The 18232-nt window shown below is 67.1% G+C and carries 17 protein-coding genes; 13 read left to right on the forward strand and 4 right to left on the reverse strand.

What is annotated here, in order from left to right; all coding sequences use genetic code 11:
* Positions 1-32 precede the first annotated feature (32 nt).
* Positions 33-1220 carry a fumarylacetoacetate hydrolase family protein gene (locus ACSFA7_RS15905; RefSeq protein WP_435500268.1) on the forward strand — a complete coding sequence of 396 codons (1188 nt, stop codon included), beginning with the start codon at positions 33-35 and terminating at the stop codon, positions 1218-1220.
* Between the two features lie 22 nt (positions 1221-1242).
* Here the strand turns inward: ACSFA7_RS15905 and ACSFA7_RS15910 are convergent, their stop codons facing one another.
* The gene (locus ACSFA7_RS15910; RefSeq protein ID WP_435500269.1) at positions 1243-2784 is read right to left on the reverse strand and encodes a YifB family Mg chelatase-like AAA ATPase; all 1542 of its coding nucleotides are present in this window, start codon (positions 2782-2784) and stop codon (positions 1243-1245) included.
* Positions 2785-3005: 221 nt separating this feature from the next.
* Between ACSFA7_RS15910 and ACSFA7_RS15915 the strand changes: the two genes are divergently transcribed.
* The 9 genes from ACSFA7_RS15915 to ACSFA7_RS15955 all read left to right on the forward strand — a co-directional run bounded on the left by ACSFA7_RS15915 (position 3006) and on the right by ACSFA7_RS15955 (position 12488).
* On the forward strand, positions 3006-3875 hold the full coding sequence (locus tag ACSFA7_RS15915; protein WP_435500270.1) for a TorF family putative porin: 870 nt from the start codon (positions 3006-3008) through the stop codon (positions 3873-3875).
* A gap of 65 nt (positions 3876-3940) precedes the next feature.
* Positions 3941-4279 carry a P-II family nitrogen regulator gene (gene glnK / locus ACSFA7_RS15920; protein WP_007833403.1) on the forward strand — a complete coding sequence of 113 codons (339 nt, stop codon included), beginning with the start codon at positions 3941-3943 and terminating at the stop codon, positions 4277-4279.
* 28 nt (positions 4280-4307) lie between these two features.
* On the forward strand, positions 4308-5849 hold the full coding sequence (gene amt / locus ACSFA7_RS15925; protein WP_435500271.1) for an ammonium transporter: 1542 nt from the start codon (positions 4308-4310) through the stop codon (positions 5847-5849).
* A 188-nt stretch (positions 5850-6037) separates the two neighbouring features.
* The gene (locus ACSFA7_RS15930) at positions 6038-6970 is read left to right on the forward strand and encodes an SMP-30/gluconolactonase/LRE family protein (protein ID WP_435500272.1); all 933 of its coding nucleotides are present in this window, start codon (positions 6038-6040) and stop codon (positions 6968-6970) included.
* 104 nt (positions 6971-7074) lie between these two features.
* Entirely contained in the window at positions 7075-7956 is an 882-nt protein-coding gene (locus tag ACSFA7_RS15935; RefSeq protein ID WP_435500273.1) for a LysR substrate-binding domain-containing protein, read from the forward strand.
* A gap of 130 nt (positions 7957-8086) precedes the next feature.
* On the forward strand, positions 8087-9589 hold the full coding sequence (locus tag ACSFA7_RS15940) for an FAD-linked oxidase C-terminal domain-containing protein (RefSeq protein WP_435500274.1): 1503 nt from the start codon (positions 8087-8089) through the stop codon (positions 9587-9589).
* 29 nt (positions 9590-9618) lie between these two features.
* Positions 9619-10710, forward strand: a complete 1092-nt coding sequence (gene glcE / locus ACSFA7_RS15945) for a glycolate oxidase subunit GlcE (RefSeq protein WP_435500275.1) — start codon at positions 9619-9621, stop codon at positions 10708-10710.
* A 14-nt stretch (positions 10711-10724) separates the two neighbouring features.
* Positions 10725-11966: a glycolate oxidase subunit GlcF gene (glcF, locus tag ACSFA7_RS15950; RefSeq protein ID WP_435500276.1), complete on the forward strand. Its 1242-nt coding sequence runs from the start codon at positions 10725-10727 to the stop codon at positions 11964-11966.
* A gap of 96 nt (positions 11967-12062) precedes the next feature.
* Positions 12063-12488, forward strand: coding sequence for a carboxypeptidase regulatory-like domain-containing protein (locus ACSFA7_RS15955; protein WP_435500277.1), 426 nt, complete (start codon positions 12063-12065; stop codon positions 12486-12488).
* A gap of 9 nt (positions 12489-12497) precedes the next feature.
* Here the strand turns inward: ACSFA7_RS15955 and ACSFA7_RS15960 are convergent, their stop codons facing one another.
* The 3 genes from ACSFA7_RS15960 to lplT all read right to left on the reverse strand — a co-directional run bounded on the left by ACSFA7_RS15960 (position 12498) and on the right by lplT (position 15263).
* The gene (locus ACSFA7_RS15960) at positions 12498-12986 is read right to left on the reverse strand and encodes a glutathione peroxidase (RefSeq protein ID WP_435500278.1); all 489 of its coding nucleotides are present in this window, start codon (positions 12984-12986) and stop codon (positions 12498-12500) included.
* An 11-nt stretch (positions 12987-12997) separates the two neighbouring features.
* A complete protein-coding gene (locus ACSFA7_RS15965) occupies positions 12998-13888 on the reverse strand; it encodes a DMT family transporter (RefSeq protein ID WP_435500279.1) in 891 nt (296 codons plus the stop codon).
* A gap of 70 nt (positions 13889-13958) precedes the next feature.
* A complete protein-coding gene (lplT, locus tag ACSFA7_RS15970; RefSeq protein ID WP_435500280.1) occupies positions 13959-15263 on the reverse strand; it encodes a lysophospholipid transporter LplT in 1305 nt (434 codons plus the stop codon).
* 192 nt (positions 15264-15455) lie between these two features.
* Here lplT and alr point away from each other — a divergent pair, with 192 nt between their 5' ends.
* From alr to ACSFA7_RS15985, 3 genes are all read left to right on the forward strand, one after another.
* Positions 15456-16556: an alanine racemase gene (gene alr / locus ACSFA7_RS15975; protein ID WP_435500281.1), complete on the forward strand. Its 1101-nt coding sequence runs from the start codon at positions 15456-15458 to the stop codon at positions 16554-16556.
* Positions 16553-17290 carry a hypothetical protein gene (locus ACSFA7_RS15980; RefSeq protein WP_435500282.1) on the forward strand — a complete coding sequence of 246 codons (738 nt, stop codon included), beginning with the start codon at positions 16553-16555 and terminating at the stop codon, positions 17288-17290. The genes alr and ACSFA7_RS15980 overlap by 4 nt, the downstream gene beginning before the upstream one ends.
* A gap of 119 nt (positions 17291-17409) precedes the next feature.
* Complete coding sequence (locus tag ACSFA7_RS15985) at positions 17410-18231, forward strand: hypothetical protein (RefSeq protein WP_435500283.1); 822 nt, start codon at positions 17410-17412, stop codon at positions 18229-18231.
* Position 18232: the final 1 nt, after the last annotated feature.

Genomic DNA, 18232 nt, shown 5'->3' on the forward strand with positions numbered 1-18232 from the left:
ACCGAACACCATTAACGGAGACACATCGCACCATGGCCCTGAACCTCACGCCCTCGACCAGCCTCCCCAGCGACGCCGACCGCGCCACCCTGGTCGGCCGCATCTGGCAACCCGATGTGGGCCCGGTGCTGGTGGCCGTGCACGAAGGCGGCCTGCATGACCTGTCGAAGCTCGCGCCGACCATGAGCGATCTGCTCGAAGCCAAGGGCTCGCCGTCCGCCGCTGTGCGCGAAGCATTGAAGAGCGGCAAGGCGCCGCGCATCGCCGCGCTGGACGCCGTGCTCGCCAACAGCGACGAGACCGTGCGCGACAACGGCAAACCCTGGCTGCTCGCGCCGTGCGACCTGCAGGTCATCAAGGCCAGCGGCGTGACCTTCGTGGCGAGCCTGCTCGAACGCGTGATCGAGGAACAGGCACGCGGCGATGCCTCGAAGGCCGAGGCCACGCGCGCGGCCATCGGCAAGGTGCTCGGCGACAACCTCGCGGACATCGTGCCCGGCTCGCCCGAGGCCGCGCGGGTCAAGGAAGTGCTGATCGCGCAGGGCGTGTGGTCGCAGTACCTCGAAGTGGGCATCGGCCCCGATGCCGAGATCTTCACCAAGGCCCCCGTGCTCGCCGCCGTGGGCACCGGCGCCGACGTGGGCATCCACTCGGGCTCGGTCTGGAACAACCCCGAGCCCGAGGTCGTGCTCGCCGTGAACAGCCGCGGCGAGACGGTGGGCGCCGCGCTCGGCAACGACGTCAACCTGCGCGACTTCGAAGGCCGCAGCGCACTGCTGCTCGGCAAGGCGAAGGACAACAACGCCTCGTGCGCGATCGGCCCGTTCATTCGCCTGTTCGACGAGCACTTCAGCATTGCCGATTTGCGCCGCATCACTGTGGCTCTGGAGGTGACGGGACCCGAGGGCTTCGTGCTCGAAGGATCGAGCTCGCTCACGAAGATCAGCCGCGATCCGCTGGACATCGTGTCGCAGGCCGTTGGTATTCATCACGACTACCCCGACGGGTTCATGCTGTTTCTCGGCACCATGTTTGCGCCGACGCAAGACCGTCACGGCCCTGGGCAAGGATTCACCCATGTCGTCGGCGACCACGTGCGCGTCGGTGCGCCGGAACTCGGCGCGCTGTTCAACCGGGTTGTGCATTCGGACAAGGCGCCGCGCTGGACGTTTGGGCTGGGCGCGCTGATGCGGAATCTGGGCGCGCGCGGGTTGCTGTAGCCAGGGCGCCTCGCAGCGCAGCTCACGCCACGCCGTGCAACCCCCTGCGGTACTGCACCGCCTCCGCCACATGCACCACCTGCACCGTCTCCGACGCGGCCAGATCGGCGATCGTGCGCGCCACCTTCAGCGCGCGGTGCGTGCTGCGCGCCGACCAGCCGAGCTTGGCGGCGGCGTTGTAGATGAACTTGAGGGCGGTGGCGTCCAGCGCCGCGTACTTGTCGATGGCGCTGCCCTGCAGGTTCTGGTTGGCGTGGCCCTGACGCTGCATCGCGCGTTCGCGTGCTGCCACCACGCGGCTGCGGATGCTTTCTGTCGATTCGCCCGGCGGTGAATCGAGCAGCTGCTGCGCCGACACGGCGGGCACTTCGATGTGCAGGTCGATGCGGTCCAGCAGCGGCCCGCTGAGCTTGCCTTGGTAGCGCGAAACCTGGTCCGGCGTGCAGCGACAGGACTTCAGGGACGAGCCGAGGTAGCCGCAAGGACAGGGGTTCATCGCCGCGATCAATTGAAAGCGCGCGGGAAACTCGGCGCGACGCGCGGCACGGGCGATCGTGATCGTGCCGGTCTCCAGCGGCTCGCGCAGCGCCTCCAATGCGGAGCGCGCGAATTCAGGAAATTCATCGAGGAAGAGCACGCCGTGATGCGCTCTTGAAATCTCGCCCGGCCGGGGCGGCGAGCCGCCACCCACCAGCGCCACGGCGGAAGATGTGTGATGCGGCGCTGACGTCGGCCTGCACATCCACCGCTCCGTCGCGAAGCGTCCGCCCAGGCTGGCGACGGCGGCACTCTCCAGTGCTTCTTCGATGCTCATCGCCGGCAGCAGGCCGGCAAAGCGCTGCGCGAGCATCGACTTGCCCGAGCCCGGCTCGCCCACCATCAAGAGGCTGTGGCCGCCGGCCGCGGCGATCTCGAGCGCGCGCTTGGCGCCGGCATGGCCCTTGACCTCGGCCAGGTCGGCATATGGCGCTGCGGCGATGGCCGGTGTGACCTGGATCCGCGCCCAGCCGTCGTCGGGCGGCTCGGGTGCGGCGGCCTTGTCGTCCTCGGGAATGAATTGCCACACCACGTCCAGCAGGTGCCTCGCGCCATACACCTCGCCGCCGGGCACCAGCGCGGCCTCTTGCGCGCTGTCCATCGGCAGCACCAGCTTCGTCGCGACACCCCGCGTGTGCAGGGCCAGCGCCATGGCCAGCGCACCGCGCACCGGCCGCAGTTCGCCCGACAGCGACAGCTCGCCCGCGAACTCGTGCCCGGCCAGCCGCGCGCCCTGGATCTGTTCGCTGGCTGCGAGGATCCCCAGTGCAATCGGCAGATCGAAGCGGCCGGAATCCTTCGGCAGGTCGGCCGGCGCGAGGCTGACCACGATCTTTTTATTGTTTGGAAACTCCAGCCCCGCGTTCTGGATGGCCGAGCGCACGCGATCGCGCGATTCCTTCACCTCGGTCTCAGCCAGCCCGACCAACGTGAAACTGGGCAAACCATTCGCCAGATGCACCTCGACCGTGACATCGGCCGCTTCCAGCCCTAGCAAAGCTCGGCTTTGCACCAAAGACAGACTCATTTCTCTCCCTCTCCCCAAGATGGTGCGTCCATCTTTCGTTGGCCCGCGGTCGCGCGGCACGCTGGTGCCTGCAACCGATCAAAGCAACGCTTGTAACGAATTGGCGCTCATCGGCAGCCGTTCGCTCCCTGCTGGATGAAGGTATTCGTGCACTTTGGCACGCTCCCTGCTTTGAGCGTGTCAGGTCCCACAACACTTACTTACTTGCGAGGAGTTTCCCGATGACGCACCGTTCCGCCGTTCAGGCGCTGATCGTTCTGGCCACTGCATTGACCACGTCGGGCGCCGCCCTGGCTCAGACGGCTCCGGCGGATCCGGCACCCGCCCCGGCGCCATCGCTGACTGGCAACATCTCCCTGACCACCAACTACAAGTTCCGCGGCCAGGACCAGGACATGATCGGCAAGAACGACTACGCCAAGACCCGGGGCCTGAAGCCCGCCATCCAGGGCGGTTTCGACTACGCCTTCGGCGACAGCGGCTTCTATGTGGGCAACTGGAACTCGAGCGTCAACTGGCTCAAGGGCAACAGCATCGAGGCCGACCTGTACGGCGGCTACAAGTTCAAGGCCGGCCCGATCGACATGGACGTCGGTGCGCTCACCTATATCTATCCGGGCAACTCCGTGGGCAACACCACCGAGCTCTACCTGGGCGCCACCTACGCCAACGAAACCTTCGGCTCGTTCACCGCCAAGTACTCGCACACGGTCTCCAAGGACTACTTCGGCTACGCCGGCAACAAGCTCGGCTCGGGCCTGAAGGGCCGGAACACCGGTTACCTGAACCTGGCGTACAGCAAGGAAATCGTGCCCAAGGTCACGCTGAAGGCGGCCGTCGGCTTCACGAACATGTCCAGTGACATCCGCAGCCTGGGCTACAAGAGCTACGTCGACTACAACATCGGCGCCACGTACGACTTCGGCGGTGGCCTGACGCTCACGGGCTCGGTGCAGGGCGCCAACAAGAAGGCGAACTACCAGGTCGTCGCGAACCCGGGCTTCGAGATCCCCGACTTCGGCACCTTCGGCACCACGTACTACTCGCCGAACAAGGCGCGCTTCATCCTCACGCTGACGAAGACGCTCTAAATAGAACAACGAGGTGCGGCCCAAGCTGCCGCACCATTCCATTTCCATCCAAAGGAGAAGTTCACATGAAGCTGGTCACAGCCATCATCAAACCGTTCAAGCTCGACGAAGTGCGTGAAGCACTCTCGGCGATCGGCGTGCAGGGGATCACCGTCACCGAAGTGAAGGGCTTCGGGCGCCAGAAGGGCCACACCGAGCTCTATCGCGGCGCGGAGTACGTGGTCGACTTCCTGCCCAAGGTCAAGATCGAAGCGGCCGTCTCCGACGACCTGGTCGATCGCGTGATCGAAGCCGTCGAAGGTGCCGCCCGCACCGGCAAGATCGGCGACGGAAAAATCTTTGTCTACAACCTCGAGCAGGTCGTACGCATCCGCACCGGCGAAACGGGCCGCGAAGCCCTCTGATCGAGTCTGGCCCGAAAGAACAACGACTATGAAAAAACTGCTTGTCTCTCTTGCGCTCGGCCTGAGCGTTCTCGCCGCCGGCACGACCGGCTTCGCACAGACGCCCGCCGCGCCTGCTGAAGCGCCCGCCGCCTCCGCGCCGGCTGCCGCAGCACCCGCGGCCGCTCCCGCTGCTGCAGCGCCTGCCGCCGCCGCAGCTGCACCCGCCGCGGCCGAAGCAGCGCCTGCTGCCGCCCCCGCGCCGTCCTTCAACAAGGGCGACACCGCCTGGATGATGCTGTCCACGCTGCTCGTCATCATGATGACCATCCCCGGCCTGGCCCTGTTCTACGGCGGCCTCGTGCGCAGCAAGAACATGCTGTCGGTGCTGATGCAGGTGATGGTCACCTTCTCGCTGATCGTGGTGCTGTGGCTCATCTATGGCTACAGCATCGCCTTCACCGAGGGGAACGCCTTCTTCGGCGGATTCGATCGGCTCTTCATGAAGGGGATCTTCGATCCGGCCACCGGCGTGTTCGCAGCCGGAGCGACCTTCAGCAAGGGCGTCTACATCCCCGAGCTGCTGTTCGCCGCCTTCCAGGCCACGTTCGCCGGCATCACCTGCTGCCTGATCGTGGGTGCCTTTGCCGAACGCGCCAAGTTCTCGGCCGTGCTGCTGTTCATGGTGATCTGGTTCACCTTCAGCTATGCGCCGCTGGCCCACATGGTCTGGTTCTGGATGGGCCCGGACGCCTACACCGCCGCCAACGTGGTGGATGCCAACAACGCCAAGGCCGGCCTGATCTGGCAATGGGGCGCGCTCGACTTCGCAGGCGGCACCGTGGTGCACATCAACGCAGCCGTCGCCGGCCTCGTGGGTGCCTTCCTGATCGGCAAGCGCGTCGGCTACGGCAAGGAAGCCTTCACGCCGCACTCGCTCACGCTCACCATGGTCGGTGCTTCGCTGCTGTGGGTCGGCTGGTTCGGCTTCAACGCAGGTTCGGCCCTGGAAGCCGGCACCAGCGCCGTGCTCGCCTTCATGAACACCTTCTCGGCCACCGCCGCCGCCGTGCTCGCATGGTGCATCGGTGAAGCGCTGATGCGCGGCAAGGCCTCGATGCTGGGTGCCGCTTCGGGCGCCGTGGCGGGCCTGGTGGCCATCACCCCGGCCGCCGGCAACGTCGGCCTGATGGGCGCAATCGTCATCGGCTTCGTCGCCGGCTTCGCCTGCCTCTGGGGCGTCAACGGCCTGAAGAAGCTGCTCGGCGCGGACGACTCGCTCGACGTGTTCGGCGTGCACGGTGTCGGCGGTATCGTCGGCGCGCTGCTCACCGGCGTGTTCAACACCCAGGCACTGGGCGGCCCCGGCCTGGTGGGCGACTGGGTCACGGCCGGCATCGTCTCCAACGGCATCGGTGCCCAGGTCTGGATCCAGCTGAAGGGCGTGCTGCTGACCATTGTCTGGTCGGGCGTGGTGGCGTTCATCGCCTTCAAGATCGCCGACCTCACCATCGGCCTGCGTGTATCGGAAGAAGAAGAGCGCGAAGGCCTCGACATCTCCTCGCACGGCGAGACTGCATACAACCGTTGATTCCCTACTGGGAGCCCTTCCGGGTTCCCCAGCCGGATGACCACCATCCTTTTCCTTCACAAGAACAGTTCTTCGTAACGAGTTTTTCAAGCGAGGTCTCCTTTGGATGTTCAGCCCGCGAGCGCCCCGGCGCCAGCGGGCTTTTTTTTGCCCGTCGCCGCCATCGCGAGGGGCACAATCGCCACACCATGTGGACCTCCCTCGAAGACAGCCTCTGCGCGCTCGGCGAATCGCCGTTCTGGCACCCTGAAGAACGCGCCCTCTATTGGCTCGACATTCCGGGCCGCGCCGTGTTGCGAACGCGCGGCGACATCGGAACGCCATCCGCCACGGTCGAGCGATGGGCGCTCTCCACCGAACCCGGCTGCATGGCGCCGGCCCAAAGCGGCGGCCTCGTGATCGCGCTGCGCGACGGCATCTACCGCGCGCGCGAATGGGGCGGCGAGTTGGTCGCGATGGCGCGCGTGGAGCACGACGTGCGCACCATGCGTTTCAACGACGGCAAGTGCGACCCGCTCGGCCGCTTCTGGGGCGGCTCGCTCAACGAGGCGAAGGACCGCGCCAACGCCGCGCTCTACTGCTTCGATGCGCGCCCCGGCACGGACATCGCGCCCACGCTCACGCAGATGGCCAACGAGTCCACCACCGCCAACGGCCTCGCGTTCTCCCCCGACGCCCGCACCCTCTACTGGGCCGACACCGCCGCGCACGTGGTCTGCGCGTGGGACTGGGACGCCGAGGCCAATTCGCTCTCGCACGCCCGCGTGTTCCACCAGTTCGACGCCAAGCCCGAGGGCTGGACGCCCGATTCGCCCGTTCGCTACGAAGGCCGCCCCGATGGTGCGACGGTCGATGCAGAAGGGCACTACTGGGTCGCGATGTTCGAAGGCGCTCAACTGTTGCGCTTCGCGCCGTCGGGCGAGATCGTGGCGTCGGTGCCCGTGCCCGTTCAATGCCCGACGATGCCGTGCTTCGGTGGCGACGATCTGAAGACGCTCTTCGTCACCAGCGGCCGTAAAGGGCGGCCTGCCGCGGAGATCGAACGGTTGCCGGCATCGGGCACGGTGATTTCGATGCGCGTCGATACGCCGGGGTTGCCTGTCGCATTCTTTGAGGATTGAAAGTGGGTCATTCAGTGCGCGATCCCGCCGACGGGGGACATTCGCGGAGGGGAGTACCCGGTGGCCTGTGCACACGCCCTGAACAAGCGATGAGCGTGTAGACCATGGCCCTCCAGCACATCCCCCCCATTCAGTGCCTGCTCACCTTCGAGGCCGTGGCGCGTTTGCGGCACGCGGGCCGTGCAGCCGAAGAGCTGTGCGTCACCCCCAGCGCAGTCAGCCACCGTATCCGCCAGCTCGAAGCGCACGTCGGCTTCAAGCTCTTCGGCCGCAGCGATTTCAGCCTGACGGCCGACGGCGCCGCCTACCTCGCGAACGTGCGCACCGGCCTCGCCGCGCTACAGGCCACGCCGCTCGCCAACGCAGCGCCGCGCGCCACGCGCCTGCGCATTGCCGTCACGCCTACTTTCAGCCGTCAGTTCCTGATGCCCCGGCTCGAGCTGTTTCGCAACATCTACCCGGACATCGAACTCGTGCTGCAGGTGTCGATTCCGCTGCTCGACGTGACGGCCGAACAGGCCGACCTCGAAGTGCGCTACGGCACCGGCGCGTACGCCGACTGCGAACACCGCCTGCTGCTCGAAGAAGAAGTGGTGCCCGCCTGCAGCCCCAGCTACCTCAACGAGTTCGGTCCTTTCGATGGATTCCGCACCGCCGCTGAGGTCGCGAGCGCACGGCTCATCCGCAGCCCGCTCGAACCCTGGGGCACGTGGTTCGCGCACTGCGGCATCGACCAGCCCGAGCCGCACGTCGGCTCGCAGTTCAACGACCTGGGGCTCGTCTACGACGCGGCCGCGAGCGGCTTCGGCGTGGCGCTGGTGCGCCAGAAGATGGGCGCCGCGTGGTTCGAATCGGGCCGGCTCGTGGCGCTCTCCGACCAGGCCGTGCCGTCGCCGCACCGGCACACCATCTGCTGGCATCCCGGCACGCTCGAGCGCTGGGAATGCGCGGCCTTCGTCGACTGGCTCGCGCAGAGCCTGCGCTGACCGGCCGGGTCTGCCGGCAAAGTTCTCTCAAGCGCCGCACAAAAAAGCTTCAACCCGGCGCCGCTGCATTTCCGTAGAGTGCGGTACACCACGAGACATCCCGCCAGAAACAAGACAAGAGGCCCGCCGCATGAATGCGCCGCTCACTGCCGTCCAGAACGATTCGCTACAGAAAACGGAGCGCCAGTCGCAGGTGGTGCGAGCGCTGCAAGCGCACCTGCCCGCGCATGCCCTGATCTGGCACGCCGAAGACACCACCCCCTACGAGTGCGACGGCCTTACCGCGTACCGGCAGCGGCCGCTCGTCGTGGCCCTGCCCGAGACCGAGGCGCAGGTCGCCGCCGTCCTCAAAACCTGTCATCAGCTCGGTGTGCCCGTGGTGGCGCGCGGCGCGGGCACCGGGCTCTCGGGTGGCGCGATGCCGCATGCGCTGGGCGTGACGCTCTCTCTGGCCAAGTTCAACCGCATCCTGAAGATCGATCCGGTGAGCCGCACGGCGGCCGTGCAGTGCGGCGTGCGCAACCTCGCGATCAGCGAGGCGGCCGCGCCCTTCAATCTCTACTACGCCCCCGACCCGTCGAGCCAGATCGCCTGCACCATCGGCGGCAACGTGGCAGAGAACTCGGGGGGCGTACATTGCCTGAAGTACGGCCTGACGCTGCACAACGTGCTGCGCGTGCGCGGCTTCACCGCGGAGGGCGAGGCCATCGAATTCGGCGGCGAGGCGCTCGATGCGCCGGGGCTCGACCTGCTCGCATTGGTCATCGGCAGCGAAGGCATGCTGGCCGTGACCACCGAGGTCACCGTCAAGCTCGTGCCCAAGCCGCAGCTCGCGCGCTGCATCATGGCCAGCTTCGACGACGTGCGAAAGGCTGGCGATGCAGTCGCAGCGGTGATCGCGGCCGGCATCATTCCCGCAGGGCTCGAGATGATGGACAAGCCCATGACCGCCGCCGTCGAGGACTTCGTGCGCGCGGGCTACGACCTTGACGCCGCGGCGATCCTGCTGTGCGAATCCGATGGCACGCCTGAAGAAGTGGAAGAAGAAATCGGCCGCATGACCGCCGTACTGCGCGGCTGCGGCGCCACGGCCATCGCGGTGAGCAACAGCGAGGACGAGCGCATGAAATTCTGGAGCGGCCGCAAGAACGCCTTTCCGGCATCGGGCCGCATCAGCCCCGACTACATGTGCCTCGACTCGACCATACCGCGCAAGCGCCTGGCGGACATCCTTCTCGCGATCCAGGAGATGGAGAAGAAATACAACCTGCGCTGCTGCAACGTGTTCCATGCAGGCGACGGCAACCTGCATCCGCTGGTGCTGTTCGATGCGAACGACCCCGACGAACTGCACCGCTGCGAACTCTTCGGCGCCGACATCCTGGAGACCAGCGTCGCGATGGGCGGCACGGTGTCGGGCGAGCACGGCGTGGGCGTGGAGAAGCTCAACAGCATGTGCGTGCAGTTCACCGCCAGCGAGAACGAGCAGATGTTCGGCGTGAAGCGCGCGTTCGATCCGGCCGGGCTGCTGAATCCCGGCAAGGTGATTCCGACGCTGCAACGCTGCGCCGAGTACGGCAAGCAGGTGGTGCGCGGCGGGCAGTTGCCGCATCCCGACCTGCCGCGCTTCTGAGAACGACAACGACAAGAACAAAAGAGCCCATGGATCCAGCACTCAGCCAGATCGTCGAGCGCATCCGCGCTGCAGCCGCCGATGCCAGGCCGCTTTGCATCCGCGGCGGCGGCACCAAGGATTTCTACGGTGAGGCGCTGCAAGGCGACCTCCTCGACACCACCGCGCTCGCGGGCATCACGAGCTACGAGCCGAGTGAACTGGTCGTCACCGTGCGCGCCGGCACGCCGCTCGCCGAGCTCGAAGCCGCATTGGCCGAGAAGGGGCAGTGCCTGCCCTTCGAGCCGCCACACTTCGGAAGCAACGGCACGGTGGGCGGCATGGTCGCCGCCGGCCTGAGCGGCCCCGCGCGTGCCAGTGTGGGCGCGGTGCGTGACTACGTGCTCGGCGCCACGCTGGTCAATGGCCGCGGCGATGTCCTCAGCTTCGGCGGACAGGTGATGAAGAACGTCGCGGGCTACGACGTCTCGCGCGTGCTCGCCGGTTCGCTCGGCACGCTGGGCGTGATCGCCGAGGTGAGCCTCAAGGTGCTGCCCGTTGCGCCGGCCGAGGCCACGCTGGAATTCGCCTGCAGCCAGGCCGATGCGCTGCGGCTGCTCAACGAATGGGGTGGCCGGCCGCTGCCGCTGAACGCGAGTTGCTGGTTCGAATACGGCGGTGCCGGTGCGCTTTACCTGCGGCTGCGCGGTGCCGTCGCGGCCGTGGAAGCGGCATGCACGCATCTCGGCGGCGAGCGCAAGGACAACGCGCGTGCCGCTGCCGACTGGCAGGCGCTGCGCGATCAGCAACTGCCGTGGTTCGACACCACCGACGGACCGGATGCGCTCTGGCGCCTGTCGGTGCCGCAGACCGCGCCGGTGCTTGCCATCGACGGCGACGCGCTGTTGATCGAATGGCACGGCGGACAGCGCTGGTGCAAGGCGCCTCCCGGGCAAGCCGCGCGCATCCGCGAGATCGCACGCGCTGCAGGCGGACACGCCACGCTGTTCAGAACGCCCGCTTCGGACATCCCCCGCTTCGATGCGATGAGCGCGCCGATCGCCCGCATCCACCGCGCGCTGATGCAGGAGTTCGATCCGCACCGCATCTTCAACCGCGGCCGGCTTTTCGCAGACGAATAAAAAAGAGACCCGCGATGCAAACCGAACTCGCCCCCGAATTCCGTGACACCGACGAAGGCCGCGAGGCTGAAGCCATCTTGCGCAAGTGCGTGCACTGCGGCTTCTGTACCGCCACCTGCCCGACCTACCAGCTGCTGGGCGACGAGCTCGATGGCCCGCGCGGACGCATCTACCTGATCAAGCAGGTGCTCGAAGGCAAGGCGCCGACGCGCAGCACGCAGCTGCACCTGGACCGGTGCCTCACCTGCCGCAACTGCGAGAGCACCTGCCCGAGCGGCGTGCAGTACGGCAACCTCGTGGACATCGGCCGCAGGATCGTCGACGAGAAGGTGCCGCGCCCCGCGATGGAATCGGCCACGCGCTGGCTGTTGAAAGAAGGGTTGCCGTCGCCGCTCTTCGGCCCCGCGATGAAGCTCGGTCAGTCGGTGCGCGGCTTGCTGCCCGATGCGCTCAAGGCCAAGGTGCCGGCGAAGCAGGAAGCGGGCGCCTGGCCCACCGCCACGCATGCGCGCAAGGTGCTGATGCTCGCGGGCTGCGTGCAGCCGTCGATGATGCCCAACATCAACAGCGCCACCGCGCGCGTGCTCGATGCGGCCGGCATCCAGGTCGTGATCGCGAAGGAGGCCGGCTGCTGCGGCGCGGTGAAGTTCCACCTCAACGACCAGGAGGGCGGCAAGGCGCAGATGCGCGCAAACATCGATGCGTGGTGGCCGCAGGTCGAACGCAACGAGATCGAAGCCATCGTGATGAACGCGTCGGGCTGCGGCGTCACCGTGCGGGAGTACGGCCACATCCTGCAGCACGATGCGGCCTACGCGGCGAAGGCCAAGCGCATCAGCGAGCTGACGCGCGACCTGAGCGAGCTGCTGCCCGATCTCGTGCCCGCATTGAAGGCGCGCGTGCGTGCGCCCGAAGGCGTTGTTGCGTATCACCCGCCGTGCACGCTGCAGCATGGCCAGAAGCTGCGCGGCGGCGTCGAGGCGCACCTGCGCGCGCTCGGCTTCGACGTGCGCGTGGCCATGAACGAATCGCACCTGTGCTGCGGCTCGGCGGGCACGTATTCGGTGCTGCAACCCGAGCTGGCCTATCCGCTGCGCGACCGCAAGCTGGGGCATCTGAAGCAGCTGCAGCCCAACACCATCGCCTCGGCCAACATCGGCTGCATCACGCACCTGCAAAGCGGCAGCGGGGAGACGCCGGTGCGGCATTGGGTGGAGCTGCTGGACGCCGCGCTGGATCGCGGGCACGCAGGGTAGGGCCTGATCGCACAGCAGGGCAGCGTCCGGTCCGACTCGCGCGGCGGCCGGCTGCGGCGCATCATGGCGGCACCGAATCTGCAAGGAGCCTGTGCCATGTCCCACGTTACCCAACTTCCGCTGCGACGCGTTCTGCTGGCCTGCGCTTGCGTGGCCGGTGCCCTGGCGGCTCACGCCCAGTCCGCCATGCCTGCGTGGCAAGGCGCCGGCCCGACGCGCTACGTCTGCGGCGGCATCGGCTCCGACGAATCGAACGCGATGCGCGCGGCCATGAAGGAGCATCCTCTCTCGCTGCTGTTCGCACGCGCCGATGGCGCCTACATGGCCAGCGTGGACGTCGCGATCAAGGGCGGCGACACCAACTCGTCCGCTGCCTTGGCCTTTCGCGCCGGTGGCCCGGTGTGCCTGATCGATTTGCCCGACGGGCGCTACACCATCGACGTCACCGCGCCCGGCGGACAGGCCAAGAGCCAGACGGTGACGGTGGGTGGCGGTGCGAAGACCGCGAGCTTCCGCTTCTGACGCAAGCTGTCATCCGGCCGCCAGCGCCGCCTCGACATCGCGCGTGAGCGAGGCGGGTGTATCGAGCGGCGCATAGCGCTTGAGCACCGTGCCGTCGCGCCCGATGAGGAACTTGGTGAAGTTCCACTTGATGGCCGTCAGGCCCAGCAGGCCCGGCTTCTCTTTCGTGAGCCACTGGTACAGCGGCGCGGCGTTGCCGCCGTTGACGTCGATCTTCTCCATCATCGGAAAACTCACGCCGTAGTTCTTGGTGCAGAAGGCGCCGATTTCCTCGTTGGTGCCCGGGTCCTGCGAGCCGAACTGGTTCGACGGGAAGCCCAGCACCGTGAGGCCCTGGTCAGCGTATTTCTCGTGCAGCGCCTCCAGTCCGGCGAACTGCGGCGTGAAGCCGCATTTGCTCGCCGTGTTGACGATCAGCAGCACCTTGCCCTTGAAGGCGGAGAGCTTCACCGGCTTGCCGTCGATCTGGTTGGCCTCGAAGTCGTAGACGCTGGTCATGATGGTGTTCCTCAGGTGGACGCAGAGGCGCGATCATCGCCCCGCACGGGCGTTCGCGCAAACGCGGCCCAAACGGCGCCCAGCACGATCAGCGCGCCGCCCACGAGGATGCGCGGCTCCATCGTCGACGCGCCGAGCGCGACCGACGAGACGCTCGCGAACAGCACCTCCGACAGCATGATCACCGAGGTGGCGCTCGCCGCGAGGCGCGCCGCGCCGTACTGCAGGCACACGTTGGCGATCACGAAACCCGTGCCCAGCAGCGCAGCCCAGCCGAACCAGCCCGGCGTGGCCTGCAGCGGCGACGTGATGGCACCGATCGCGGTGCCGCCGAGCGCCGCGATGCCCGCCACGAACGTGCAGCCGCAGAACATGGCGAGCGCACGCGATTCGCCCGGTGCTTGCCGCAGGTGGCGCAGCACGATGTTGGTCACTGCGAACCCGAAGCCGGCCGCAAGGCCGAGCCAGTCGGGCAGGCTCGAGGGCACGGGCCAGTCGGTACCCGGCGTCTTGAGCACTACCACCACGCCAGTGAGCGCCAGCGCCACGCGCGCGAGCGCACTGCCCGTGGGCCGCTCGCCCAGCAGCACCCAGCCCAGCAGCACGCTCCACAGCGGCATCAGGTAGAACAGCAGCACCACGCGCACGACGTCGCCCTGTGTCACGGCCCAGTTGAAGCCCACGTTGGTGAAGCCGGCCGCCAGGCCCAGCACGGCAAGCATCGGATAGGCCGCAAAACCCTTCCACGCGTGACGGCGCACGATGCCCATCACGATTGCGATGGCCAGGTAGATGAGGCATGTGGTCCACACCGGATGCAGGCCGTGGCGCTCGATGTGCCGGAAGGGAAACCACGACAGCCCCCATACGAAGGCGTTGAAGATCAGTGCGAGCGCGGGCATGGTGGCGTTGAAAGAATGAAGGCTTCGGCGCTCGGCGCGCCGGCCGTCTCACCAACGCAGTCGCGTAAGGTCAGTGATGTTTGTCGCTGCGGGCGATAGCCAGCAGATGCTCGACTTCTTCGGGATACTTCTTGAGGTTGTTCTCGTGCCAGCGCTTGATGAGCCACATGCAGCCCGCCACCACGAGGCCGAAGGCACTGATCGCGCCGTAGGCCGACAGGCCCAGCCCCGTGCACACGCTGTAGAAGCCGCCCAGCAAGAGAATGCAGGCCTGTTCGTTGAAGTTCTGCACCGCGATCGAACGGCCCGCGCCCATCAGGTTGTGGCCGCGGTGCTGCAGCAGCGCATTCATCGGCACCACCAGGAAGCCGCCCAGGCCACCCAGGATGATGAGGAACGGCACCGCCAGCCACACGTTGCCGATGAAGTTCATGCAGATGACCATCAGCCCCATCGCGATGCCCATCGGGATCACGCGGGTGGCCATGTCCAGCCGCATGCGCATCGAGGCCACGATGGCGCCCACGGCCGTGCCGATGGTCACCACGCCGGTCAGCGCCGAGGCCTGGGTCGTGTTGTAGCCCAGCGCCAGCGATGCCCACGCCAGCACGATGTACTTGAGGTTGCCGCCCGCGCCCCAGAAGAGTGTGGTGGTGGCCAGCGAGATCTGGCCGAGGCGGTCGCGCCACAGGCGCGCATTGCAATGCCAGAAGTCGGGCAGCAGCGCAGCGATGTTGCGCGCGAAGCTGTGCTCGGGGTTGGAGCGCAGCGGACGCATCTCGACGCCGGTGTGCGGGATGCGCGTGTTGAACCAGGCGGCCAGCATGTACACGAGGATCAGCACCGAGATCGCGGCTTCGGCCGGCGAGTCGATGCCGGTGTCGATCACCGGGAAATCGAAGGCCAGCAAGTGGCTGGAGACCACGTGGCCCACCAGCGTGCCGCCGAGCACGATGCCCAGCAGGATGGAGGCGATGGTGAGGCCCTCGATCCAGCCGTTGGCCTTGACCAACTGCGAAGCCGGCAGCAGCTCGGTGAGGATGCCGTACTTGGCGGGCGAGTAGGCCGCGGCGCCCAGGCCCACGATCGAATACGACAACAGAGGGTGCGAGCCGAACAGCATCATCAGGCAGCCGACCACCTTGATCGCATTGCTGATGAACATCACCTTGCCCTTGGGCAGCGCGTCGGCGAAGGCGCCCACCAGCGGCGCGAGCACCACGTAGAAGACCGCGAAGATCGGCACCAGGGCTGCGCGCTGCCATTCGGGGGCGCCCGAACTTCGCATGAGATCGACGGCAACAACGAAAAGCGCTTGGTCGGCCAGCGACGAAAAGAACTGGGCCGACATGATCGTGTAGAAACCGCGCTTCATCGATGGGCTGGCTGGCCAGAGGGTCTGCTGGCGGTAGTGAAAAAGTGTCGCGTCCGGTGCGAATGGGCGGTTATAGCATGGGGGTACGACGAGGAAATGGGCATCCCTTCCGGATTCGACCCCATTCCCGGAAATGCTAAAACGTGGTCTGAACTTCCCCCCAGTCCGCCTGCAGCCTGCCCAGAGCACCCCATGCCGCGCCCCATTCTTGCCACCGTCCACACCGCCGCCCTGCGTAACAACCTCGACAGGGTCCGCCGCTCGGCCCTCGACGCCCGTGTCTGGGCAGTGGTCAAGGCCAATGCCTATGGCCATGGCATCGAGCGGGTCTATGAAGGACTGCGCGGTGCCGACGGCTTCGCGCTGCTCGACCTGGCCGAAGCCGAGCGCGTGCGCGCCCTGGGCTGGCGCGGTCCGGTGCTGCTGCTCGAAGGCGTGTTCGATGCGCGCGACCTGGAACTGTGTTCGCGCCTGGACCTCTGGCACACCGTGCATTGCGACGAGCAGATCGACATGCTCGCAGCGCACAAGACCCTCAAGCCCCAACGTGTTTTCCTCAAGATGAACTCGGGCATGAACCGCCTGGGCTTCACGCCCGAGCGCTTCGCCTCGGCCTGGACGCGCCTGAATGCGCTCACGCAGGTCGACGAGATTTCGCTGATGACCCACTTCAGCGACGCCGACGGTGCCCGCGGCATCGCGCACCAGGTCGATGCCTTCGAGCGCGCAACGCGCGACCTGCCGGGCGAGCGCTCCATTGCCAACAGCGCCGCCACCCTGCGCCACCCGGACCAGACCCGCGGCGATTGGGTGCGCCCCGGCATCGTGCTGTACGGCAGCGCCCCCGACTTTCCGTTGAACGACGCGGCGCACTGGCAGTTGCAGCCCACGATGACGCTGTCGACGCAACTGCTCTCGGTGCAGACGCTCAAGGCCGGCGACACCATCGGCTACGGCTCCAACTTCACGGCCGAGGGGCCGCTCACCATCGGCATCGCCGCGGTCGGCTACGCCGATGGCTATCCACGCCACTGCAACACCGGCACGCCGGTGCTGGTGAACGGCGTGCGCACCCGCATGGTGGGCCGCGTGAGCATGGACATGATCACCGTCGACCTCACGCCCGTGCCCGACGCGAAGTTCGGCGCCGAGGTCACGCTGTGGGGCCGCTCGACGGTCACCGATGCGGTGCTGTCCATCGACGAGGTCGCGCAGGCGGCGGGCACCGTCGGGTACGAGCTCATGTGCGCCGTGGCGCAACGCGTGCCGTTCGCTGCTCCCGCCGACGAATGAAGATTCTTTCCAACTGGCGCTCGGTGCGCCTTTGGGAAACGGAGGTCGAACGCGACCTGCACCGCAACTACAGCCTGCGCACGCACGGCATCCTGATCGGCACGTTCACGCTCCTCCTGATGTGGGGTGTGTCGGCGCTGCAGATGCACCTGCTGCATGTGGACTCGCTCGCGGTTCGCTACTTCCTCACGCTGGGCGTGGGGTATCTGGGCTACCTGCTGGTGCTGCGCTGGTGGGCGAAGCGGCTGGTCGAGGGGCGCAGCGTTGATATCGATGCCGATGTGCCCGATGTGGACTTCAGCGGTGGAAGCGCATGTGATCACCTGAGCGTTGCCGACGCTGCCGATGGCGGCAGCGTGCTGTCCGACGTGGCCGGTGGCGTGCTCGACGTGGCGGGCGGTGCGGATGAAGGCGCCATCATCGTGGTGCCGGTGCTCGCGATCTTCGCGATCTGCGTGGCCGTGCTGTTCGGCGCCGGCTATCTCGCGCTGCTGTACTTCAGTTGGGACGCATTGCTGGCGGTGGCCGTCGAGGTGGCGTTCTCGTACGTCTCGGCCCGCGCCGCGGTGCGCGTGGCGCGCGAGGGCTGGTTGATGGCCGCGGTTCGGCTGACCTGGAAGCCGTTGCTCGGCGCGGTGCTCTCCGCCGTGATCCTGGGTGCGGTGCTCGACCACTTCATGCCGCAGGTCAATTCCTTGCCCGAGGCGGTGCGGGCCCTGCTGAAGACGCACTGAGCTTCCTGTTCTCGCGAAGCCTGTTGTACGGCCGCAAATTCCGTGAATTTGTAGCCGCGCAGTTGTCGAACGGCACCCTCCGCCCAATGAAAATGCCGGCCGGAGGAAGAACAGCTCACATGATCTCGACGCACAAGACCCGCGCCGCATTCGCTTGCGGCATTGCGATGGCAACCCTCGGCTTCTCGGCATACGCCGCGGAGCCCGATGTACCGGCGCCACCAGCCCCACCCGCCGCGATGGCGGCGGACACCCCCGCTCCCTTGCCGCCATCCGTTGCGCCGCCCGCTGAAGCGGCAGCCGCACCGCAGACCCGCGTGCGCTTCAACCGCGCCGCCTACAAGTCGGGCATCGAACGGCTTCGCGTGATCCGGCGCGAGAACACGGGCAACCAGGTGGCGGGGCAGATCGCGCTGAACGTGGCGCTGTCGCTGATCGCCGGCGGGGTGTCCATCGGCGCGCAAGGCTTCTCGAAAGACGAACTCGCCGGCACGACGCTGGAAGAGCTCAAGGACGATCCGGTAAGCGCCAACCCGGCCATCGGCGAATTGACCGACGCCCTGAGCAAGGTCGCCACCGACATCTACCGCAAGCGTGCCGAGGCTGCGCACGCCCTCGCGCTGACCGACGGCTCTACCCCCGAAGAAATCGAGGAAGCGGGTCGCGTGCAGAAGGAAGCCGACACGCCGTTGAACCCGGGCCTCTGGCACCTGGTCTACGAGAACCTGACGGGAACCGACGAACTGTTCCGTCTGAAGTTCGGCGCCCAACTCGGTCGCCCCGGCTTCATGCGCCCGCCGGCTGCGTGCTTCTACCAGTCGGAACCCGTCGCCTGGACGCAGTGGCAGGTCGACAACTGGCAGCGGCTGCGCGAGGAGCGCGCGAAGGCGTTGGCCAGCTGCACCGAGGCGCTGGCCGCCACGCCCGAAAAGCTTTGGTAGG

This window comes from Variovorax trehalosi, from assembly GCF_051216415.1.
Taxonomy (GTDB): Bacteria; Pseudomonadota; Gammaproteobacteria; order Burkholderiales; family Burkholderiaceae_C; genus Variovorax.